Below are 18,216 nucleotides of genomic sequence, written 5' to 3'. Positions count from 1 at the left end.
CGGCCGGGGTCCGACATTAATGAGCCGCGGAACCACCCGGCACCGCGGCAACCTCAGCAAGATAAGCCGCCGTCAACTCAGCCAGCACCGACGGCGTCCCCACCGCCCGCGGCACCCCGAGATGAAGCTCCCGCAACTCGTCCATGAACCGCTCCCACAGCTCCGGACCCCCACGCTCCAGCAGCTCCGCCCGGATCGCCAGCTCCCGCGTCACCGGCAGATGCCGCCGCCCCCACGCACCGAGATGCGCCAGAACCGGAACCAGCTGAATCGACGGCTCGGTCAGGCTGAGCCGGATCCGCTGCTTGTGCCCCGGATCCGGCGCCGACGAGATCATCCCGAGCGCGGTCAGCCGCTGAAGCCGGTCAGCCAGGATGTTGGAGGCGATGCCCTCCTCCGACCCGGTGAGCAGCGCGCGGAAATGACGCCGGTCGCCGAACATCATGTCCCGGATGACCAGCAGCGACCACTTGTCACCGAGAACCTCGAGCGACAGGTTGATCGGGCACCCGGACCGGTGCTCCTCGACAATTCCCACTGCTCCCCCTCCGAACCACTTGCAGCCTACAACCGGTATCGGCCGGGGTACCAACCGCCGGTTGTCACCCGGCGGTTGTCACCCGGGGTACCAACCGCCGGGTGACAACCGCTGGTCAGGTGGGCAGCTGGGGATAGGTGACGGGCATCGGCATGCGCTGTTGCCGGGGCATCCGCCGGTGCATCCGCTGGCGTTCCAGGGCGATCCAGTCCCGGCCGTCGGCGGCCACCGCCTCGAGGATGTGCAGGGCGCTGGTGACACCGGCGGCGTCCGAGATCAGCTCGGCGAGGCGTTCCGGGCTCTCCCGCAGGTGGTCGATCGTCTCACCGGCGAAGTCGTCGAGCAGCACCCGGATGTTCTGCCCGTGGACCAGGGACAGCTGGAACGCCTGCCGGGTCACGATCTTCTGGGGCAGCGCCCGGCCGTACTCGTCGGCGGCCGGTGTCTCACGCCCGTCGTCGAAGCGCAGTCCGACCTCGGTGACCTGCACGGAACCGATCGCGTCGTACCGGAAGGTGGTCCGCTTCTCCCCGGTGAAGATGCCGGTGGCGAAGTCGAGGCGGGCCTGCACCTGCCGTACGCCGCCCTCGGTGAGGAGAAAGAGCAACACGGTGTAGGCGGAGTGCCGGAAGGGGCCGCCGACATCACGGGCGCGGCGGCTACCCGGCGCGGCCTCGGTGAGCGCCAGGTGGGCGAGCGTGTCGCGGTTGGTCAGTCGGTAGTCGGCCATCACACCGCGCTTCCAGAAGGCGATGTCGAGGCTGAGCCAGCGTCCCATCTCGACGTCGGTGGGACGGTCCGCGAGCCAGGCGGTCCAGCGCTCGTACGCCGCGCACTCCGCTTGATGGCGCTGCTCGAACTCCGCACCGTCGAGGGCGATCCGGCGCCGCTCACCGTAGAGGGCGATGCCGCCGCGGTGCGCGAACCGGCCACCGAAATACAGCAGCGGACCGGCGAACACCAGCGAGCAGAAGGTCATCGAGTTCATCGACAGCACCACGACGACAGCGGCGCCGGCCAGCGCGGCGAGGCCGGCGAGCAGGGCCGGCGGCATCGCGGACGGCTGGTCGCGGCGGCGGAAGTCGTCCAGCGAACCGTCACGCCAGCGGCAGGCTATGTCGTCGGCGTGATGGTGGACCAGCCACCGCACGGCGTCGGCGCGGGTACCGCTTCGCCCGTACAGATCGATGCAGTCGCCCTGCAATGCCACCCGCAGACCGTGAGTGTCCCGCCAGAACGCGGACCGCAGGTGTTCCTCCCGCGGCTGGTGCCCGGCGAAGGCCGCATCGATCATCGCTGATATCGACGACACGAAGTCTCCGCGCAGCGAATCGCCGCCTGGTCCAATGAACGGGGGCCGCGTCCCGGCGGCGAACTCGGCCTCCCTCGCCGCTCGCCGCTCTCGCAGGAAGGCTCGCTCCAGGCCATGCCGGACGACCGCGTAACCGCCGCCCGCCAGCAGTCCGAAGACCACGACGCCGGCCAGGACGTTCGTCGCGGCCGCGGCCTGCACGAGGATCGCGACCCCGGCCAGCAACATCAATCCACCGCCGGCGAGGGGCAGCCAGGTCGATTCGGCGGCGGCCCCGCGGGCGATCTTGGCAACCGGCTGCGCCGGATCAGGTTCAAAGAATTTTGGTACGCGCACCGTACGGTCGGAGGCCATCCGCTCGACCCGGACATGCTCGGCGTTCAGGTTCTCGACGTGGTCCTGCGCCATTCCGGACAGGGTGAGACTGAGGTGCCGCTCGATGTCCTGCCGGTCGTCGCCGGGCAGCGACCCGTACACATGCAGTGCCTCACTGAGGCCCTTTGTCGCCGGCTGGCCGTCCGGGCCGACGTCCAGCAGGGCGTTCACCAGCATCCGCAGCGTCGCCACGCAGCGCCACCACCGCCCGCTCGCGTGCCTGTCGGCCATCGCGAACGCCTGCTCCAGAAGCCGCATGTCCGGCTCGCCCAGGCTGGTCAGCGACCGGCCGCTGAGCAGCGACAACACCCACTGGTAGGCGAGTTCCGCGGAGCTCATCCCGTCCTCGGCCACCAGCGCGTGGAACCGCCGGCGTGCCTCGCCCGGCGACCCGCCCCGCAGGTAGTGCATCGCCACCCGCAGCCTGTCCTCGGGGGTGGCCTGGTCCTTGGTCTGATAGACGTAGGCGTTCCCGTGCAGGACGCCGACCTGCAGCCCGACGTGCGCGTTGCCGTCGGCGGAGTTCGTGTACTGGCCACCGGGGCCGTTCTGGTAACCCGGGCCGTTCTGGTAACCCGGGCCGTTCTGATAACCCGGGCCGTTCTGGTAACCCGGGCCGGGCTGGTGATGGGGGGCGGTCACGGGGTCAGGCTTTCGATTGCGGCGACGACGCTGCCGGCGAGCGCGCCGAGGCCCGCGATGCCGTCGAGCATGCCGCCCGCCCGGCGCATCGCCCGGATCGCCCGGCCGGAGTCCGGTGCGGGCTCGGACATCGCGGCCCGGGTCACCTCGACCTCGTGCTGGGCGTCCGCGAGAGTGCCGGTGTCTATCTGGCCGCGGCGGTGCGCCTGCCGGATCTCGGCGAGGAGCCGGTCCAGTTCGGCGGCGACACCGTCCGGTACGGCAGCCTGGCCGACCGTGACATTCCCGGTGTTCTTGCCTATTTGGACGCCGACGTGCGCGTTGCCGGACACGACGTTCTGGTAGTACTCCGGCCGGTCGGTGGGGACGGCTGAACCGCCCTGAGGATGAGTGGACATCATCTGCCTTCGGGCATGGGTGAATGCTTGGTCGCGCTCGGCCGGGAGCACGCACATTCTGACCCGCCGCCGGCGCGCGGCAAGCCGGGCAGACGTCCGAGCCCTCCACCCTGAACGCCTGACCAGCGCGAACACCCACCCCCACCCACCAGATTCCCTCGATCGAGGGTCCCCGATCCGTGTCCCCCACCCCGGCTGGACGTGAGCGGTGCCCCCGCGCCGCCAAAGCACCACTGAGCGCCAGCCGAGCGAACCGGCTGGACGTGAGCGGTGCCCCCGCGCCCGAAAAGCACCACTGAGCGCCAGCCGAGCGAACTAGAGCTGGATGCGGTAGCCGACCCCCGGAGTGGTGGTGAGGATCGGTGGGTCGCCGAGTTTGCGGCGGAGGCGGCCGATCGTCACCGTGACGGTGTTGGTGAAGCGGTCGGCGTTCTCGTCCCAGACCTGGTCGAGCAGGGATTCGGCGCTGAGGAAGCCGGGGCTGGCCCGCAGCAGCGCTTCGAGCAGGGCGAACTCCTTGACCGACAGGTTCAGGTCGCGGCCGTCGCGTACGGCGGTGCGGCGAACCGGGTCCAGCTCGATGCCGGCGGCGCGCAGGGTGCGCGGGCGGGCGTCGGGTTTGCGGCGGGCCAGGGCGCGGACGCGCAGGATCAGTTCGGGAAAGTGGAACGGCTTGCCGAGGTAGTCGTCGGCGCCGAGGGTGAGCCCGCTGACCCGGTCGCCGGGCGCGCCGGCGGCGGTCAGCATCAGGACCATCGGCCGGGCCGCCGAGTCGGTGATCATCTGGCAGAGGGCGTCGCCGTGCAGTCCGGGCAGGTCACGGTCGAGGACCACCACGTCGTAGTCGGTGAGGTCGAGTTTGGCGGCGGCGCTCAGTCCGTCGTGGGCGAGGTCGACGGCCATCCCGGCGTCGGTCAGTCCTTCGGCGACGACGTCGGCGAGCGGGTGGTCGTCCTCCACGACGAGGATCCTCATGCGCGCTCCACATCACCAGCGGGCCCGGGCAGGGTGACCGTGACGCGAAGACCACCTTCGGGGCGGGCATGCAGGGTGAGCCGCCCTCCGTGGGCGCCGGCGACCGCGTCGACGATCGACAGCCCGAGCCCGACCGAGCCGACGCGCGGGGTGCCGAGCCGTTCGAAAGGCCGCGCCAGCCGGTCGACCTCACCCTGGTCCAGCACCGGCCCACCCGTCTCGACCACCAAGGCCGTCTCACCCGGGGCGACCGACGCGGTGACGGTGATCCAGCCGTCGTCCCCGTTGTGGGTGACCGCGTTGTCGACGACATTCGACACCAGCCGAGCCAGCAGCACCGGGCTACCGAGCACAACGGCACCCTCCGGCAGATCGGTGGTCACACCGAGCCGTTTCGCGGCGATCTGAGCGCTTCGCTCACCCAGGGCAGTGCCGATCAAAGGCTTCAGATCGATGGGTACGGTGTCCGCCGGCACCCCATGTTCGGCACGCGCCAGCACCAGGAACCCATCCAGCAGATGGTCGACACGATCCAGCTGTACGCGTACCCGATCCGCGAGCGCAACCGTCGACGCGTGCGGCTCGGGTTTCGCGGCGGCGACGTCGACCGAGGCGCGCATGGTCGCCAGCGGCGTCCGCAGCTCATGGGCCGCGTTGGCGACGAAACGGCGCTGCGCGGTGAACGACGCCTCGAGCCGTTCCAGCAGCTCGTCGATGGTGTCGGCGAGGTCCTTCACCTCGTCGGCGGGCCCGGTGACCGACAACCGCCGGTCCAGGCTCTCCGCGGAGATCCGCCGGGTCGCCCCGGTGATCAGCCGCAGCGGCTGGAGGACGCGCCGCGCCAGCAGCCGCCCGAGCGGCAGCGACACCAGCGCCATCACGACCAGCGCGACCAGCGCCCCGGTCAGCAGCTGACGGCTCTGCTGTGTCTGCGCCTCGGTCAGCTGGCTCTCCAGAGCCTGGATGCGCTGCTGCGCGGCGGACGGGCCGGCCAGGACCAGCGGGTCGCCCGCCGGCACGGTCTGGCTCATGCCGCCCTCGAAGAGCAGGAGGTTCAGCACCAGCAGGAGCGCGCCGGAGACGAGGAAGACGGTGGCGTACAGGAGGGTGAACTGTGCGCCCACGGTGCCGCGGCGTAACCCGAACATCCGCCCAGCATGCCCGGCCGCGCATAACAGGGGGGTGACAGCGCCCGTTCCCGCCGTGTTACCGCCCGCGCCGTAGAAACGGCGGCATGCACAGCATCACATCACTACTGCGGAGTGGACGTCTTACCGCAGCCCCGCCCGCCTGGCCGCCCTCGCCGTCGCGGCTCTCAGCGTGCTCGCCGCGGGTGAGCCGGACCCCGCGCCCGGCCGGACCGTCAAGAAGCGGGTGAACTCGTCGGGATCGTGACCGAGCCGCTGTGGAACTGTAAATATTTGCTGGTAGACAAATAGCCGTGACGGACGATTACTTCACCATTCTCCCGGAGCCTCCGGGCACCGGCGCCGACGGCGTGGTGACGTCGCGGATTCTGCTCAGCGGCGAGTTCGACCTGGACTCGCGCGACCAGCTCCGCGACGCCATGCTCGCACCCATCGACGCCGGTACGAGTGGCCGCGTCGTCGTCGACATGCGCAAAGTGCGGTTCATCGACTCCGAGGCGATCAGCGCGATCATCGACGCGTTTCTCGCCGCCGAGCAGGCCGGCATCGTGTTCCGGCTGGCCGGCACCACCGGCATCGTCGACCGGGTGATCACGGTCGTCGGGCTCGGGCACCTCGTGGATCGGTGATGGGCGGCCGGTTCCCGGCGCCGCCCCGAGTGCAGCGCCAGGAGCCGGCCTCGCCCCGAGTGCAGCGCCGGGAGCCGGCCTTCGCCCCCGGTCAGGCGTGCTGGACGGTCAGGCTGTAGAACTTGACCTTCGCGCCGTTGGAGGTGCTCTCCGAGGAGGACTGGTTGTAGGAGCCGGCCTTGAAGTACTGCCGGTACGGGTTGAACGCCGACGGAATCGTGTAGGTCGTCTTCGTACCGTTGATGGTGAAGTTGATCTTGTTGCCGTTGACGTTGATGACGTAGGTCCACTTCACGCCGAGCGGCACGTTACCTACCTTGTGCAGGGTCTGGCCGCTGGCGTCCGGCGAGTTCTGGGTGCCGAAGTAGATGTCGCCGTTCGGCCGGTAGTAGAGCTCCGCGAGCGGCTTGGTCGACGAGCCGCCGGTGCCGAGCTTGACCTGGCCGACCGCGACGTTCTTGGTCACCGACACCACCCGCAGCTGGGCGCTGAGCGTGTGGTTGCCCGCGAGGGTCCAGTTCGCCGCGCTGCCGTTGGCGTTCATCTCCCGCAGTTCGGACCGGGCGTACTTCGAGTTGGGCGTGGTCACGCCCTTCTCCGGCGCCCAGAAGGTCATCGAGCCGTCGTTCTTGTCGGTCCAGAAGAACGTCGGGTTGGTGTAACCGCCGGCGCCCTTGAGACGCGCCGGTGAGATGGTCTCGGGGCTGCCGGGCGAGCCGACGGGCAGCTGCAGCGACCAGACCGAGAGGTCGAAGTTGCCGCCGGGCGGCAGGTTCGGGTCGAGCGTCGCGGCCGACGCGTTGGTCATCCCGACGGCGCCGAGAGCGCCGGCAGCGGTGGCGGACAGGGCAACGGCGAGCAGGGTACGCCTGCGCATGGGGGACCTCATTTACCGGTGGGGGGAATCGGTAAGACACTTAAATGAAATCAGCCCCTCGATCGACGCTCAAGAATCCCCCGGCTCTTCCAACCTTAAATAACCTTAAATGTACGATCGGCGCGTGATCTCGGGTAACCGAGAGGTCATGTTCGAAGGTTTCGAGGACGAGCGCATCCGGGTCGCCGGGGTGGAACTGCGGGTACGGCACGGCGGCGAGGGACCACCCGTGCTGCTGATCCACGGTCATCCGCGGACCGGTTCGACCTGGCACCGGGTCGCGCCCTCGCTGGTGGAACGCGGGTACTCCGTGGTCTGCCCGGACATGCGGGGCTACGGGCGGTCCGGCACGGCGGCCCTGCTTCCCGACCACTCCCAGCAGTCCAAACGGGCCGTCGCCGGTGATCTGGCCGAGCTCATGCGGCGTCTCGGGCACGACACGTTCACGGTCGCCGGGCACGATCGCGGCTGCTACGTGGCGCTGCGGCTCGCCCTGGACCATCCGTGGGCGGTCACCCGGCTCGCCGTGATGGACGGTGTGCCGATCAGCGAGGCGCTGGCCCGGTGCGACGCGAAGTTCGCCCGGGACTGGTACCACTGGTTCTTCTTCGCCGTGCCGGACAAGCCGGAGCGGGCGATCATGGCGGACCCGGATGCCTGGTACGGCGGGGATCCGGACGTGATGGGGCAGGAGAACTACCAGGAGTTCCGGGCGGCGATTCACGACCCGGAGACGGTGCGGGCGATGCTGGAGGATTATCGGGCCGGTCTCGGAGTCGATCGGGCTCACGAGGAGGCGGATCGGGCGGCCGGGCGGGTGGTGCAGTGTCCCACGCTGTTCCTGTGGTCGGCCCGGGACGACATGGAGGATCTCTACGGGGATCCGCTGGCGATCTGGCGGTCCTGGGCGCGTGAGGTTCAGGGGTTGGCTGTCGAGTCGGGTCATCACATGGCGGAGGAGAACCCGGAGGCGGTCGTGGACGCCCTGGACGCGCTTCACCGGCGTTAGCAGGTGCGCACGTTGGGGTTGCGTGTGCGCGGGTGGGGCCCGGGACGAGGGTGGACGCGCACACAATCCCAACCGTGTGCGCGTACCCCGCCTCCCCGCACCGCGGTCAGTTGCGGAGGGCCTCGAAGTCGGCTTTCATCGACGGGTAGTAGTCGTCGAAGGTGGGCCGGGGTGTGCCGTCGCGGGCGGCGACGAGCATGTCCAGGTAATACTCCCAGCCGGGGCCGAACTCGCCGACACCCTCGTCGCTGAGGAGGTGATGGATCAGGCTGAGCTCGGTGCGGCCGCCGTCGTGGGTCAGCAGCAGCTCGATCCGCCACTCGCCGTTCTCGTCGCTGCTGAAGAGTTCGAGCCTGCGTGGCGGTTCACATGCCTCGATGCGCATGTCCATCCAGGGTGCACTTTCCTCGTACGCCATCTGGACCTTGATGGTGCGGCCCGGCGCCGCCTCGCCCTCCCAGGCGCCGAACCACCTCGCGGTGCGCTCCGGCTCGGTGACGCTCGCCCAGACGTCCTCGATCTCCGCACGGAAGCTGCGGGTCAAGACAAGATCACTGCCTTTGTCGGTACGGACCAAACGCCTCACGCTGTCTCCTCGTGCCGGTCGGGAGCCACGCCACCCTGACGGCGATCGCGGCGGGTGCGGTGGACCTCGATCCGCAGCGCGTCGAGTCGCTGGTCCCACGCGGCGGCCCGGTCGAAGCTGTCGATCCAGTCGCGCAGCTCGGCCAGCCGCGACGGATCCGCCGAGTAGACGCGCTCGCGCCCGACCAGCGCATCCCGGACCAGGCCGCACTCGCGCAGCACCCGCAGGTGCCGGCTGACGGCGGGCCGGGTGATCGAGAACCGCCCGGCGATCAGGCGTGCGGCCAGCGGCCCGTCCCGCAGCATCTCCAGGATGCCGCGGCGCACCGGGTCGGCGATGGCTGCCGCGACGTCGTCCACCGCGGAAGCGTAACCCATCGGTTACGCTTCTGGCGACCCCCGGAACGTGCGCCGATAACTCTCCGGAGGCACGCCCACCCGCGAGCTGAAGTGCCGGCGCAGCGTCGTCGCGGTGCCCATCCCGGTGCGGGCGGCGACCTGCTCCACGCTCAGATCCGACGTCTCGAGCAGCTCCTGAGCCCGCCGCACCCGCTGCGTGAGCAGCCAGCGCAACGGCGTCGTACCGGTCACCGCGGTGAAGTGCCGGGCCAGGTTGCGCGAGCTCATCCCGGCCTGGCGGGCCATCTCACGCACGGTGAGCGGCTGATCGAGACGGTCCAGCACCCAGGGCAGCAGACCGGCCAGCGCGTGGTTGCGCCCGTGCGTCACCGCGGCCGGGATGAACTGCGCCTGGCCGCCCTCCCGGTGCGGCGGAACCACCAGGCTGCGGGCGAGGGCGTTGGCCACCGCGGCGCCGTGATCAAGACGTACGAGATGCAGGCACAGATCCAGCCCGGCAGCCTTGCCCGCCGAGGTCAGGACGCTGCCCTCGTCGATGTAGAGCACGTCCGGGTCGACGTACAGCCCGGGGAACCGCTCGTGCAGCAACTCCGTGTGCGCCCAGTGGGTCGTCGCGCGGCGGCCGTCGAGCAGCCCGGCCTCGGCGAGGACGAACGCTCCGGTGCAGAGCGACGCCACCCGCGCCCCGGCCTCGTGGGCCGCGCGGACGGCCTCGACCAGCGCGGGCGGCTGCGGACCGGCGATGTCGCCGACCGACGGGACGATCACGGTGTCCGCGCCGGCCAGGACGTCCAGGCCGTCCTTGATCCCGGCCCGGAGCCAGCCGCCGACCCGCGCGTCGTCCTCGCCGCACACGGTGAAGTCGTACCAGGGTTCGGCGAGGTCCCGGTCGACGCCGAAGACCTCGCACGCCAGGGCGAGCTCGAACAGGGGGGTGCCGTCGGTGACGGCCAGGGCGACCGAGGCCATGTCCGAAACTGTACGGGAGACGTCGTTACGGACACTGTCGGCTCCCGGCCGTGGGAGGAACGCTGATCAGCATGAACAAGCGAGTAGCGGTCATGGGCGCATCCGGTCACACCGGCGGTTTTGTCGTCGGCGAGCTGCGGCGGCGCGGCCTGACCCCGATCCCCTGCGGGCGCGGCACCGACCTGGACACCGCCCTGCGGTACGCCGACGCCGTGATCAACTGCGCCGGGCCGTTCGCGGCGACGGCACGGCCGGTGATCGAGGCGGCGATCCGGGCCGGCATCCCCTACCTCGACGTCACCGCGGAACTCGAGGTCGTCGCGGACACCTTCGCGGGCTTCGCCGGCGCGCCGATCCCGATCGTGCCCGCGGTGGCCTTCTACGGCGGGCTCGGAGACCTTCTCGCGACGGCTGCGGCGGGGACGTGGCCGGCCCTGGAGCAGATCACCATCGCGTACGCGCTGAGCAGCTGGCACCCCACGGCCGGCACCCTGGCGACGGGCCGGGTGTCCGCGCAGCGCCGCGACGGTCGCCGCATCGCCTACACCGGCAGCCGCCTGCGCTTCCGGGCCGGCGACGCACCGCGGGGCGAGTGGACCTTCCCCGCTCCGATCGGGACCCAGCCGGTGATCGGCGAGTTCACCATGGCCGACAGCGCGACCATCCCGACGCACCTCGACGTGCCGGAGATCGCCACGTACATGACCGGCAACGCCGTGGCGGACCTGCGCGCCGGGAACCCGCTCGGACCGCGATCCGACCAGCGGTTCCTGGTGGAGGTGACCGCCAGATCGGGCGGCGAGCAGCGCCGGGCGGTCGCGAGCGGCCGGGACATCTACGCGGTGACCGCTCCGCTGGTGGTGGAGGCGGCGTGCCGGGTGCTGGCCGGCGACGGCGCCTGGGCGGGCGTGGCAACGGCCGGCGCCCGGTTCGACGCCAAGGACTTCCTGGAGTCGCTGAGCCCGTCCTTCCTGACGGGCGAGTGGTGAACGGCGGCCTTCAGCAGGTCAGCCGGGCGGCCGCCCAGTCACCGTGATCGGCTCCGTTGCCGTCACCGGCGTCGGTCAGCCGCAGCTCCAGGCGGCTGCCGCCGGTCACGTCAGCCTCGATCGCCTGGGCGCCCGCCGACCCCGTGAGCCGCCCACTCTGCGCACGCAGCGACCCGTCCACCCACACCTCGAACGTCACCGACCCCGACGACCCCATCTCGTCGTCCACCCCGGCATCAGCCCGGAACGCCGTACACCCACGCCCGGCCAGGTCGACGGCCACCCGGGACACCGCGTGCGCGCCGAGGCCCTTGTCGTAGACGACACCACCGACGGTCAGCGGCCGGCCGTCACCCGCGGGCTGCTCGGCGTTGCTGCGATCCCGTTCGACCGGCCCCCAGCCGTTGACGGACTCCACAAACGGCAGATCGCTCACCCACAGCGACCCGGCCGGCAGCGGCGTACGCACAGTCGCCGTATCCGCCACCGTGCTGCGGAACCCGTCCGCGGACGTCGACGTGACGGTGGCCGTCAGCTGATGACTCCCCCAGTCGGCACCCGCCGGAACCGTGACGTCGAACGCGAGGCCGTCCCGCGAAACCTCCCAGCCGGCCGGCACCGCCAGAGCCGCCGTGACGTCGCGCAGTCCGGCCGCGCAGCGCTCGGTGACCCGTACCGTGACCCGTTCGGTGGCCCCGGCCGCCATCTCACCGTCGGTGAGCAGCTCGACGTCCGGCGGGCACGGCGCGGCGGCCCGGGAGTCGACCACCCCACCAGCGCGGATCTCCCGGGCGGTCAGCGGCCGCAGCACCAGCTCGTAGCTGTAGGTGCCGTTCGGCGACAGCCGGTAGGGCGCGAGCACCGAGTTCGGCGTCTCCCCCATGCCGGTCTCGCCCGTCGCCGCGTGCAGCGTGACCCAGTCCCGGTTGCGAACGAGCGGCAGCTGATGGTCGTACTCGGCCCGGTCCAGGTCGTCGTAGCGGGTCACGCTGACGTCCAGGTCCGACCCCACCGGGCTGCCGACCAGCAGGCCGGACCGGCGCCCGTCGCTCAGGGTCGCCCAGTGCGTGCCGGTGTGGTTGCCGTACGCCTGCGGCCGCGAATACGGCACGTACTGCTCGTCCACCGTGCTCCGCCACACCCCGGTCGTCGCCGCGCTCTGCCGGTCGTTGTAGGTCTCGTGCGGCCCGGTCCCGTACCAGGCGAAGTCGTCCATCGACCCGGGCACCTTCAGCGCGACACCGAGCCGCGGCAGGTAGGGCATGGTGCCGGCGGCCCGCACGTCGTGCGCCAGCGTCACCGTGCCCCGGGCGTCGATGCGGTAGCTCATGGTCTGCCGGAACGACACGCCGGTTCCCGCCGCCGTGCTCTTCACCGTGATCACCGCCGCGCCGCCCCCGGCCGACGTGGTGACCTCCTCGACAGTGGTGCGCAGGTTGTCGAGACCGACGTCGTGCCAGACGTTGCGGTCGGCGGTGCCCCAGCCGTACGTCTCGTTGCTCGTCGGCGGCCGGATCACATCCAGTTCCGGCCCGGCCTTCAGCAGCTCACGCCCGTCGGCGGCGAACGAGGTGAGCGCTCCGTCCTCGAACCGGTACCGCCAGCCGTCCCCGCGCACCGTGATCGCGTCGCCGTCCCGGGTCAGCGCGGGCGCCCCGCCCGCCGGCGGTCCCGGGAGGATGCCCGGCACCACGCGGCCGCCCACCGCGAACTGCTCCTCGGCGAACTTCCACCCTCGCCGCGCCCAGGGAAGATCGGTGAGCGTCTCGGCCGCCACGGTGAGCCACCGCTGCCGGTCGTACGGGTTCGCCGGCACCGCGCCGAGACTCAGGTCGACACTCTGCCCGGGTGCCAGGACCACGTCCCGGGCCCCGCCACGCAACCGCCGGTCAACCTCGGTCAGCGACCACCTGAGCCGCAGTCTCAACTCCCCCGCCGGCTGCTCGTTGTGCACCCGGACCAGGCCGGCCGCCGCGTCCACCGCGGTGATCCGCAGCGGCGAGTGCGCCCAGGCCACCTCGTTCGTCTCCGGCTGGAGCCGCCGGTCCGAGGTGACCATGCCGTCGGTGCCGGAGAGGCTGAGCCCGAGGCTGAGGAAGTCACCGCGGCGATCGGCCCGGTCGAAGCCGAGAGCCAGCAGCGCGTCGCCGGACGGGTCCGCCGCGAGCTGCGCCGGTGTCAGCGCCGAGCCGTAGATCCGTACGTCGTCGACGAGCCCGCGACCGGTGCGCCCGCGCAGGTCGTCCTGCTGGGTCTCCGCGTTGCGGCCGACGTTGACCTCGTAGAGCCCGGGGTCGACAGCGCCGGTCTGCGCGACGGAACCCGCGAGGGTGCCGTCGATGTAGAGCTGTAGAGCCGACCCGTCGTAGACGCCGGTGACCCGGTGCCAGTTGTCGTACCAGTCGGCCGGAACGTCAGCGGCGACGGTCGTGAACGAACCGGTGTCGACGCCGAACTCCAGGGTGTCCTGGTCACGCATCTGCAGCGCGTACGCCCGGCCCTTCGTGAGGATCGGGAAGCTGCTCGCCCACTGCCCCGGCCGTACCCAGGCGTCGAGCGTCACCGCCGAGCTGACGTCCAGCCGCCGGTCGCGGAACACGTCCACGAAGTCGTCGAGGCTGGACAGGCTGACCGCCTGCCCCCGGTGCCCGGCGACCAGCGAGGGCTTGCCGACGAGGAACGCCTGGATCCGGTTGCCCGACGAGTCGGGGGTGGTGAACAGCGGCTGGCGCAGGTTCTGGTCGGCCCAGTCCCACACGAAGCCGCCCTGCATCGACGGCTCGCGCCGGGCGATCGCCCAGAACTGGTCGAAGTTGCCCATGCTGTTGCCCATGGCGTGGGCGTACTCGCCCATCACGATCGGCTTGGTGCCGGTGCGGGCCTTGTTCTCCACCGACGCGGGTGTCGGATAGCGCGGACCGCTGACGTCGGCGAACGGCGCGTCACCGTCCGGCGAGTTCGACTGGTGGTAGAGCGGCCGGGTCGGTTCGGCGGTGTCCGCCCAGGCGGCCATCGCGTGGTGCGCGGTACCGAGCCCGGCCTCGTTGCCGGTGTCCCACATGAGCACGCTCGGATGGTTCTTGTCCCGGGCCACCATCGCCTGGAAACGGTCGGCGAACGCGGCCTGCCACTCCGGGCGCGACGCCAGGCAGTTGGCGGGGCAGTTCTCCCGGGAGTGCGTCTCGATGTCGACCTCGTCGTCGACCCAGAGCCCGTATCGGTTCGCCAGGTCGTAGAGGTGCGGGTCGGAGGGGTAGTGGGCGGTGCGGACCGCGTTCAGGTGCAGCCGCTTCATCAGGAACACGTCGTTGCGCTGCGCGGCGCGGGTGACGTGACGGCCGGTGTCCGGATCGGTCTCGGCCCGGTTCACGCCCTTGACCAGGATGCGCTGTCCGTTGACGAGGAGCTGCTTGTCCCGTACCGAGATCTCGCGGAACCCGACCGCCTGCGCGGTGATGTGCGCGGCGCGCCCACCCGGCGCGAGCAGTTCCAGGCCCAGCGTGTAGAGGCTGGGTTCCTCGGCCGTCCACTTCGCCGGGTTGCTCACCGGCGCGCTCAGGGTGACCCGCCCGTCCTGCCCCACCGGCTCACTCATGGTGACGACAGTCCGGCCGCCGGCGTCGCGCAGCGTGCCGCGCACCGCGTAACCCTCCGCTTCGCCGGCCACGTCGACACGGGCGGAGAGCAGCGCGTCCCGGTGGGCGTCGTCAAGATCGGTCGTGACGTACGCGTCCCGCAGCCGCACCTGTTCCGTCCGGTACAACCACACGTCCCGGAAGATGCCGCTGTACCGCCACTGGTCGAAGTCCTCCAGGTAGGAGCCGGAGCCCCAGCGGTGCACCTGGACGGCGACCGTGTTGCGGCCCGGCTTGACCAGGCTCGTCACGTCGAACTCGGCCGGCGTGTAGCCGCCCTGGTCGTAACCGGCGTAGGAGCCATTCACCCAGACGAAGTAACCGCTGGTCACGCCCTCGAAGCGGAGGAACTCCCGGCCACCGTCCCAGTTTCGCGGCACCTCGAAGTCCCGCACGTAGGCGCCGGTCGGGTTGACGTCGCGGGGCACGTTCGGCGGGCTGTCCGGCCAGACCTCCTCCGGGATGTTGCGGAACATCGGGTGGTCGGCGAAATCGGACTGCCACGTGTGCGGCACTGTCACTTTCGGCCACGACGAGGCGTCGAACCCGGCGGCGGCGAACGCGGCGGGCACGTCGTCCGGCCGGTCGAACAGCCGCATCCGCCAGCCGCCGTTCAGGCTGGTGACGAACGGTGAGCGGGCGGCGTGCTCGGTGGTGTCCTTCGCGGCGGTGGCGAGGTCACCGTAGGGGCGCAGGTCGGCGTGCGGCGCCTCCTGGCCCTCGGCGGTCATCTCCGGGTTCTCGAGGTAGCGGTAGACGTCCTCGACGCTGCGCGGACCGTCACCGGGAGCGACCCGGGAGGCGAACTGCGGCACCGCGGGGAAGCTGAGCAGCAGCACCGCGGCGACCGCCGCGTGCAGGAGCCGGTTCATCACCGGGGCACCGCCTTCACGTAGACCTCGACCTCACTGGCGGTGATGTAGCCCGACGGGCGGGCGGTCATCACCACGCGTACCCCGGTGACCGGGCCGCTGTTGAACGGAACGTCGATCACGGGTGTGCCCTCGCTGCCGACCGGTATCTCGGCGCTCGCGTCGGACCACGTGCCGGCCGGGTCCCGAGTCTGGATCCGCAGGCTCTGCGGGAAGCTGACGTTGGTGCCGTCCCGGTGGAACCAGGTGACGACCCGGGTCGGGTCCTTCTCGGCGGGAAGCGCCACGGTGATCGTGTCCGATGGGTTCTTGGTGCCGGAGCGCCAGTTGGACCAGGCCTTCTCGGTGCGGTTGCCGTTACGCAGCGCGGCGGGCGAGTAGCCGCTCTCGGTGTAGGTCGCGGTCACCGCCACACCGTTGTCGAGCGCCGCGTTCACCTCGACCGGCTGGACCACGCGGACCCGGGCGGTGGCGGTGCGGGTGGAGCCGTCGGCGACGTGTGCGGTTCCCCGTACGATAACGTCCCCGACCTGGTCGAACGTGCCCGCCGGCGGTGTCTCCCAGGAAACCGGGAGGTCGGCGCGGCCGCCATGGCGGCCGATGCCGGTGACGGTCGCCGGCAGCGACGGGCGCCCGCCGGTGTAGGTCGTGGCTTCGGTGGGCAGCGTGCGGGTGAAGGTGTCGACGGTGACCACCACGATGGCCCGGTGCCTGCCGCCGAGCGGATCGGTCGCGACGCCGGTGACCTTCACCTGACCCGGCCGGCGCCAGGCACGCTCGGATGGCAGCTTCCAGGTGACCGGCAGGCTCCCCCGCGCGCCGTCCCGGTAGACCGGGGTGACCGTCGCCGGGAGCACGGGTGCCAGCCTCGGGACCGTGTGGGCTTCAGCGGTCACGGTGCGGAGGACTGTCTCGTCGACGATGGTCCAGCGCTGGTTGGCCCCCGAGGTCGGCGTGAAGGTGCCGACCGGGCTGCCGCTGGTGGTGGCCTGCCCGGTGACGTCGATCAGCCGGCCGGTCCCGGCGTTGACCAGGGTCCAGGTGCCGTCGCCGGTGGTGGATCTCAGCCACCGGGCCGCCTCGTCGGTTCCGGTCCCTACGCCCTCCAGGACCAGCGCGCTGTCCCGGACCGCCAGCCGCTTTCCGTTCGTCGCGCTCACCACCTCGCCCGAGGCGCGGAACTCCCAGAGAGCGCCGTCGCGCAGCACCGCACCAGTGCCGGAGGCGTCCGGGGCGAGCGACAGGCCGCTGGGCACACCCTCCAGGCGGTAGACGTGCCCGGGCTGGATCAGCGCGGCGTCGCGGGCGGCCCCCGCCACGCCGTCGACGACGAACGTGGTCACCGACTGGGCGGGCACGGTCAGCGTGGCCCGGTGGTGCCGGACCCGCACCGGCGTGCCGCGGACCAGGCCACCGGCGGCGCTCGACACGATCGGGGTGACCGTGGCGCCGGGCCGGACGGTACGGAAGCGCGACAGGTCCAGCGTGACGGACCGGGCGGTGGTGCCCGAGTTGGCGTGCACCACCGTCGCCCTCGCGCCGGCCGGCTTGATCGCGGCGACGCTCGACGTGTCGTCGACCTTGACGAACCGGTCGCCGGGCCGGATGTGGTGGGTGAAGTTGCGGATCGTGTCGTACTTCGTGTTGGTCCGGACCGGGCAGGTCTCCAGGGTGTCCGCGCCGGTGCAGGTGAACGGGACGTGGATGCTGCCCCAGTTGCCGTTGCCCGCCTGCTGCGGCCCGGCGTCCTCGATCGGCTGCCAGAGCACCCAGGCGGACGGCTCCAGCTCGCGGATGTCGTCGATCATCCGGGTGGCGATGCCGAGGCCCGGCAGCATCCCGGTGTAGTCGGTCGTACCCGGTCCCCAGTTGCCCTCGACCTCGCTCATCCAGAGCGTCTTACCGGCCGCCTTCGCCGCGTCCCGGGCGCTGGTCCGCTGGCCGGTGCCGTAGGTGTGCACGTTGAGCTGGTCGACAGCTGCCCGCGCCTCGGCGGTGTACGCGTTCCAGTTGGTCATGAAGATGCCGGGGTTGGTCTCGTCCATCGCGGAGACGCCGAGCCCCGCGGCCCGGGCCTTGTCGCGCAGGGCCAGGATGACCTGCTGCTGCAGGGCCGGCCCGGCGTGCGCGCCCTCCTGCCGCCCGCCGGTGGGCTGCCCGTCCGCGCCGAGCGTGGTACCCCAGTAGCTGGTGTTCGGCTCGTTGAGCGGGTCGATGGTGTCGAAGGTGATGCCGTGCGTGTCCTCGATGTGCTCGGCGACCCGGACCAGATAGGTGGCGAAGTCGTCGAGGGTCTCGGTGCGGATCTGGTCGGTGCCGGCGTTGAAACCGCCGGAGACGTAACCGCTGACCGTCTGGAACCACGGCGGGGAGTTGCTGAACGCCTCCCAGTGCGTGACCTTGTCCTTGATCTGGTCGATCCACCAGCGCTGGTTCCCGTCGGCGTCCAGGTCCCAGTGGTCCGGGTCGGCCGGATCCCACCAGTCCCGATCGGCCTGGGTGGTGCCGGGCGGGGCCCGCCAGAAGCCGGGCATCGTCGCGCCCCGCTTCATGTAGTCGTCGCGAACGCCTGGAGCGTTGCCGCCGCCGATGTTGTAGCGGGCGATGTTGAGCCGCAGCCCGTCGTCCCCGAAGAGCATGTCGGCGAGCCTGCGGCGGATCGGCTCCGGATAGCCGCCGGTGATGTTGGCGAACCAGACGAGGCTGGTCCCCCACCCCTCGAAGGCCGGCTGCTGGTAGGACGGGTCGATGCCGATCGTGACGCCGGGAAGCGGGTCGTCGGCGGCCGTCGCGGGAACGGCCGGGAGCGTCACGGTGAGCAGAGCGGCGGCCACTCCCGCCACGAGGCGCTGGGCGACACGTCCGGCCATGGCGGGCTCCTTCGAACGGCAACGCGGCGCATG

Annotated in this window: 14 protein-coding genes; 3 read left to right on the top strand and 11 right to left on the bottom strand. The window is 71.2% G+C overall.

Annotated elements, in window-relative coordinates:
* Positions 1 to 16: 16 nt before the first annotated feature.
* The 5 genes from ACFQV6_RS24720 to ACFQV6_RS24700 all read right to left on the bottom strand — a co-directional run bounded on the left by ACFQV6_RS24720 (position 17) and on the right by ACFQV6_RS24700 (position 5,388).
* Positions 17 to 538: a winged helix-turn-helix transcriptional regulator gene (locus ACFQV6_RS24720; protein ID WP_378029952.1), complete on the bottom strand. Its 522-nt coding sequence runs from the start codon at positions 536 to 538 to the stop codon at positions 17 to 19.
* Positions 539 to 653: 115 nt separating this feature from the next.
* The gene (locus ACFQV6_RS24715) at positions 654 to 2,867 is read right to left on the bottom strand and encodes a hypothetical protein (protein ID WP_378029951.1); all 2,214 of its coding nucleotides are present in this window, start codon (positions 2,865 to 2,867) and stop codon (positions 654 to 656) included.
* On the bottom strand, positions 2,864 to 3,265 hold the full coding sequence (locus ACFQV6_RS24710) for a hypothetical protein (protein ID WP_378029950.1): 402 nt from the start codon (positions 3,263 to 3,265) through the stop codon (positions 2,864 to 2,866). The genes ACFQV6_RS24715 and ACFQV6_RS24710 overlap by 4 nt, the downstream gene beginning before the upstream one ends.
* A 315-nt stretch (positions 3,266 to 3,580) precedes the next feature.
* A complete protein-coding gene (locus ACFQV6_RS24705; protein ID WP_378029949.1) occupies positions 3,581 to 4,240 on the bottom strand; it encodes a response regulator transcription factor in 660 nt (219 codons plus the stop codon).
* A complete protein-coding gene (locus ACFQV6_RS24700) occupies positions 4,237 to 5,388 on the bottom strand; it encodes a sensor histidine kinase (RefSeq protein WP_378029948.1) in 1,152 nt (383 codons plus the stop codon). Before ACFQV6_RS24700 ends, ACFQV6_RS24705 begins: the two co-directional genes overlap by 4 nt.
* Positions 5,389 to 5,681: 293 nt before the next feature.
* Between ACFQV6_RS24700 and ACFQV6_RS24695 the strand changes: the two genes are divergently transcribed.
* Complete coding sequence (locus ACFQV6_RS24695; protein ID WP_378029947.1) at positions 5,682 to 6,017, top strand: STAS domain-containing protein; 336 nt, start codon at positions 5,682 to 5,684, stop codon at positions 6,015 to 6,017.
* Positions 6,018 to 6,108: 91 nt separating this feature from the next.
* On the opposite strand, the gene ACFQV6_RS24690 is transcribed toward ACFQV6_RS24695, so the two are convergent.
* Positions 6,109 to 6,894: a polysaccharide lyase family 7 protein gene (locus ACFQV6_RS24690; protein WP_378029946.1), complete on the bottom strand. Its 786-nt coding sequence runs from the start codon at positions 6,892 to 6,894 to the stop codon at positions 6,109 to 6,111.
* Positions 6,895 to 7,018: 124 nt separating this feature from the next.
* On the opposite strand from ACFQV6_RS24690, the gene ACFQV6_RS24685 reads away from it, so the two are divergent.
* On the top strand, positions 7,019 to 7,903 hold the full coding sequence (locus ACFQV6_RS24685) for an alpha/beta fold hydrolase (protein WP_378029945.1): 885 nt from the start codon (positions 7,019 to 7,021) through the stop codon (positions 7,901 to 7,903).
* A 106-nt stretch (positions 7,904 to 8,009) separates the two neighbouring features.
* Here ACFQV6_RS24685 and ACFQV6_RS24680 read toward each other — a convergent pair whose 3' ends face one another.
* Genes ACFQV6_RS24680 through ACFQV6_RS24670 form a run of 3 tightly spaced genes read right to left on the bottom strand, consistent with a single transcriptional unit; the run spans position 8,010 to position 9,817 of the window.
* Positions 8,010 to 8,489 (bottom strand): SRPBCC family protein, encoded by a 480-nt coding sequence (locus ACFQV6_RS24680; RefSeq protein ID WP_378029944.1) that lies wholly within the window; start codon positions 8,487 to 8,489, stop codon positions 8,010 to 8,012.
* Positions 8,486 to 8,866, bottom strand: coding sequence for an ArsR/SmtB family transcription factor (locus ACFQV6_RS24675; RefSeq protein WP_378029943.1), 381 nt, complete (start codon positions 8,864 to 8,866; stop codon positions 8,486 to 8,488). The genes ACFQV6_RS24680 and ACFQV6_RS24675 overlap by 4 nt, the downstream gene beginning before the upstream one ends.
* 3 nt (positions 8,867 to 8,869) lie before the next feature.
* Positions 8,870 to 9,817: a helix-turn-helix domain-containing protein gene (locus ACFQV6_RS24670; RefSeq protein WP_378029942.1), complete on the bottom strand. Its 948-nt coding sequence runs from the start codon at positions 9,815 to 9,817 to the stop codon at positions 8,870 to 8,872.
* A gap of 71 nt (positions 9,818 to 9,888) precedes the next feature.
* Between ACFQV6_RS24670 and ACFQV6_RS24665 the strand changes: the two genes are divergently transcribed.
* Positions 9,889 to 10,806: a saccharopine dehydrogenase gene (locus tag ACFQV6_RS24665; protein WP_378029941.1), complete on the top strand. Its 918-nt coding sequence runs from the start codon at positions 9,889 to 9,891 to the stop codon at positions 10,804 to 10,806.
* 10 nt (positions 10,807 to 10,816) lie between these two features.
* Here the strand turns inward: ACFQV6_RS24665 and ACFQV6_RS24660 are convergent, their stop codons facing one another.
* A complete protein-coding gene (locus ACFQV6_RS24660) occupies positions 10,817 to 15,313 on the bottom strand; it encodes a glycoside hydrolase family 2 TIM barrel-domain containing protein (protein WP_378029999.1) in 4,497 nt (1,498 codons plus the stop codon).
* On the bottom strand, positions 15,313 to 18,183 hold the full coding sequence (locus ACFQV6_RS24655) for an RICIN domain-containing protein (protein WP_378029940.1): 2,871 nt from the start codon (positions 18,181 to 18,183) through the stop codon (positions 15,313 to 15,315). The genes ACFQV6_RS24660 and ACFQV6_RS24655 overlap by 1 nt, the downstream gene beginning before the upstream one ends.
* Between the last annotated feature and the right edge of the window lie 33 nt (positions 18,184 to 18,216).

This window comes from Actinoplanes sp. GCM10030250, from assembly GCF_042666575.1.
GTDB lineage: Bacteria > Actinomycetota > Actinomycetes > Mycobacteriales > Micromonosporaceae > Actinoplanes.
This window is presented reverse-complemented; position numbering and strand designations above follow the sequence as displayed.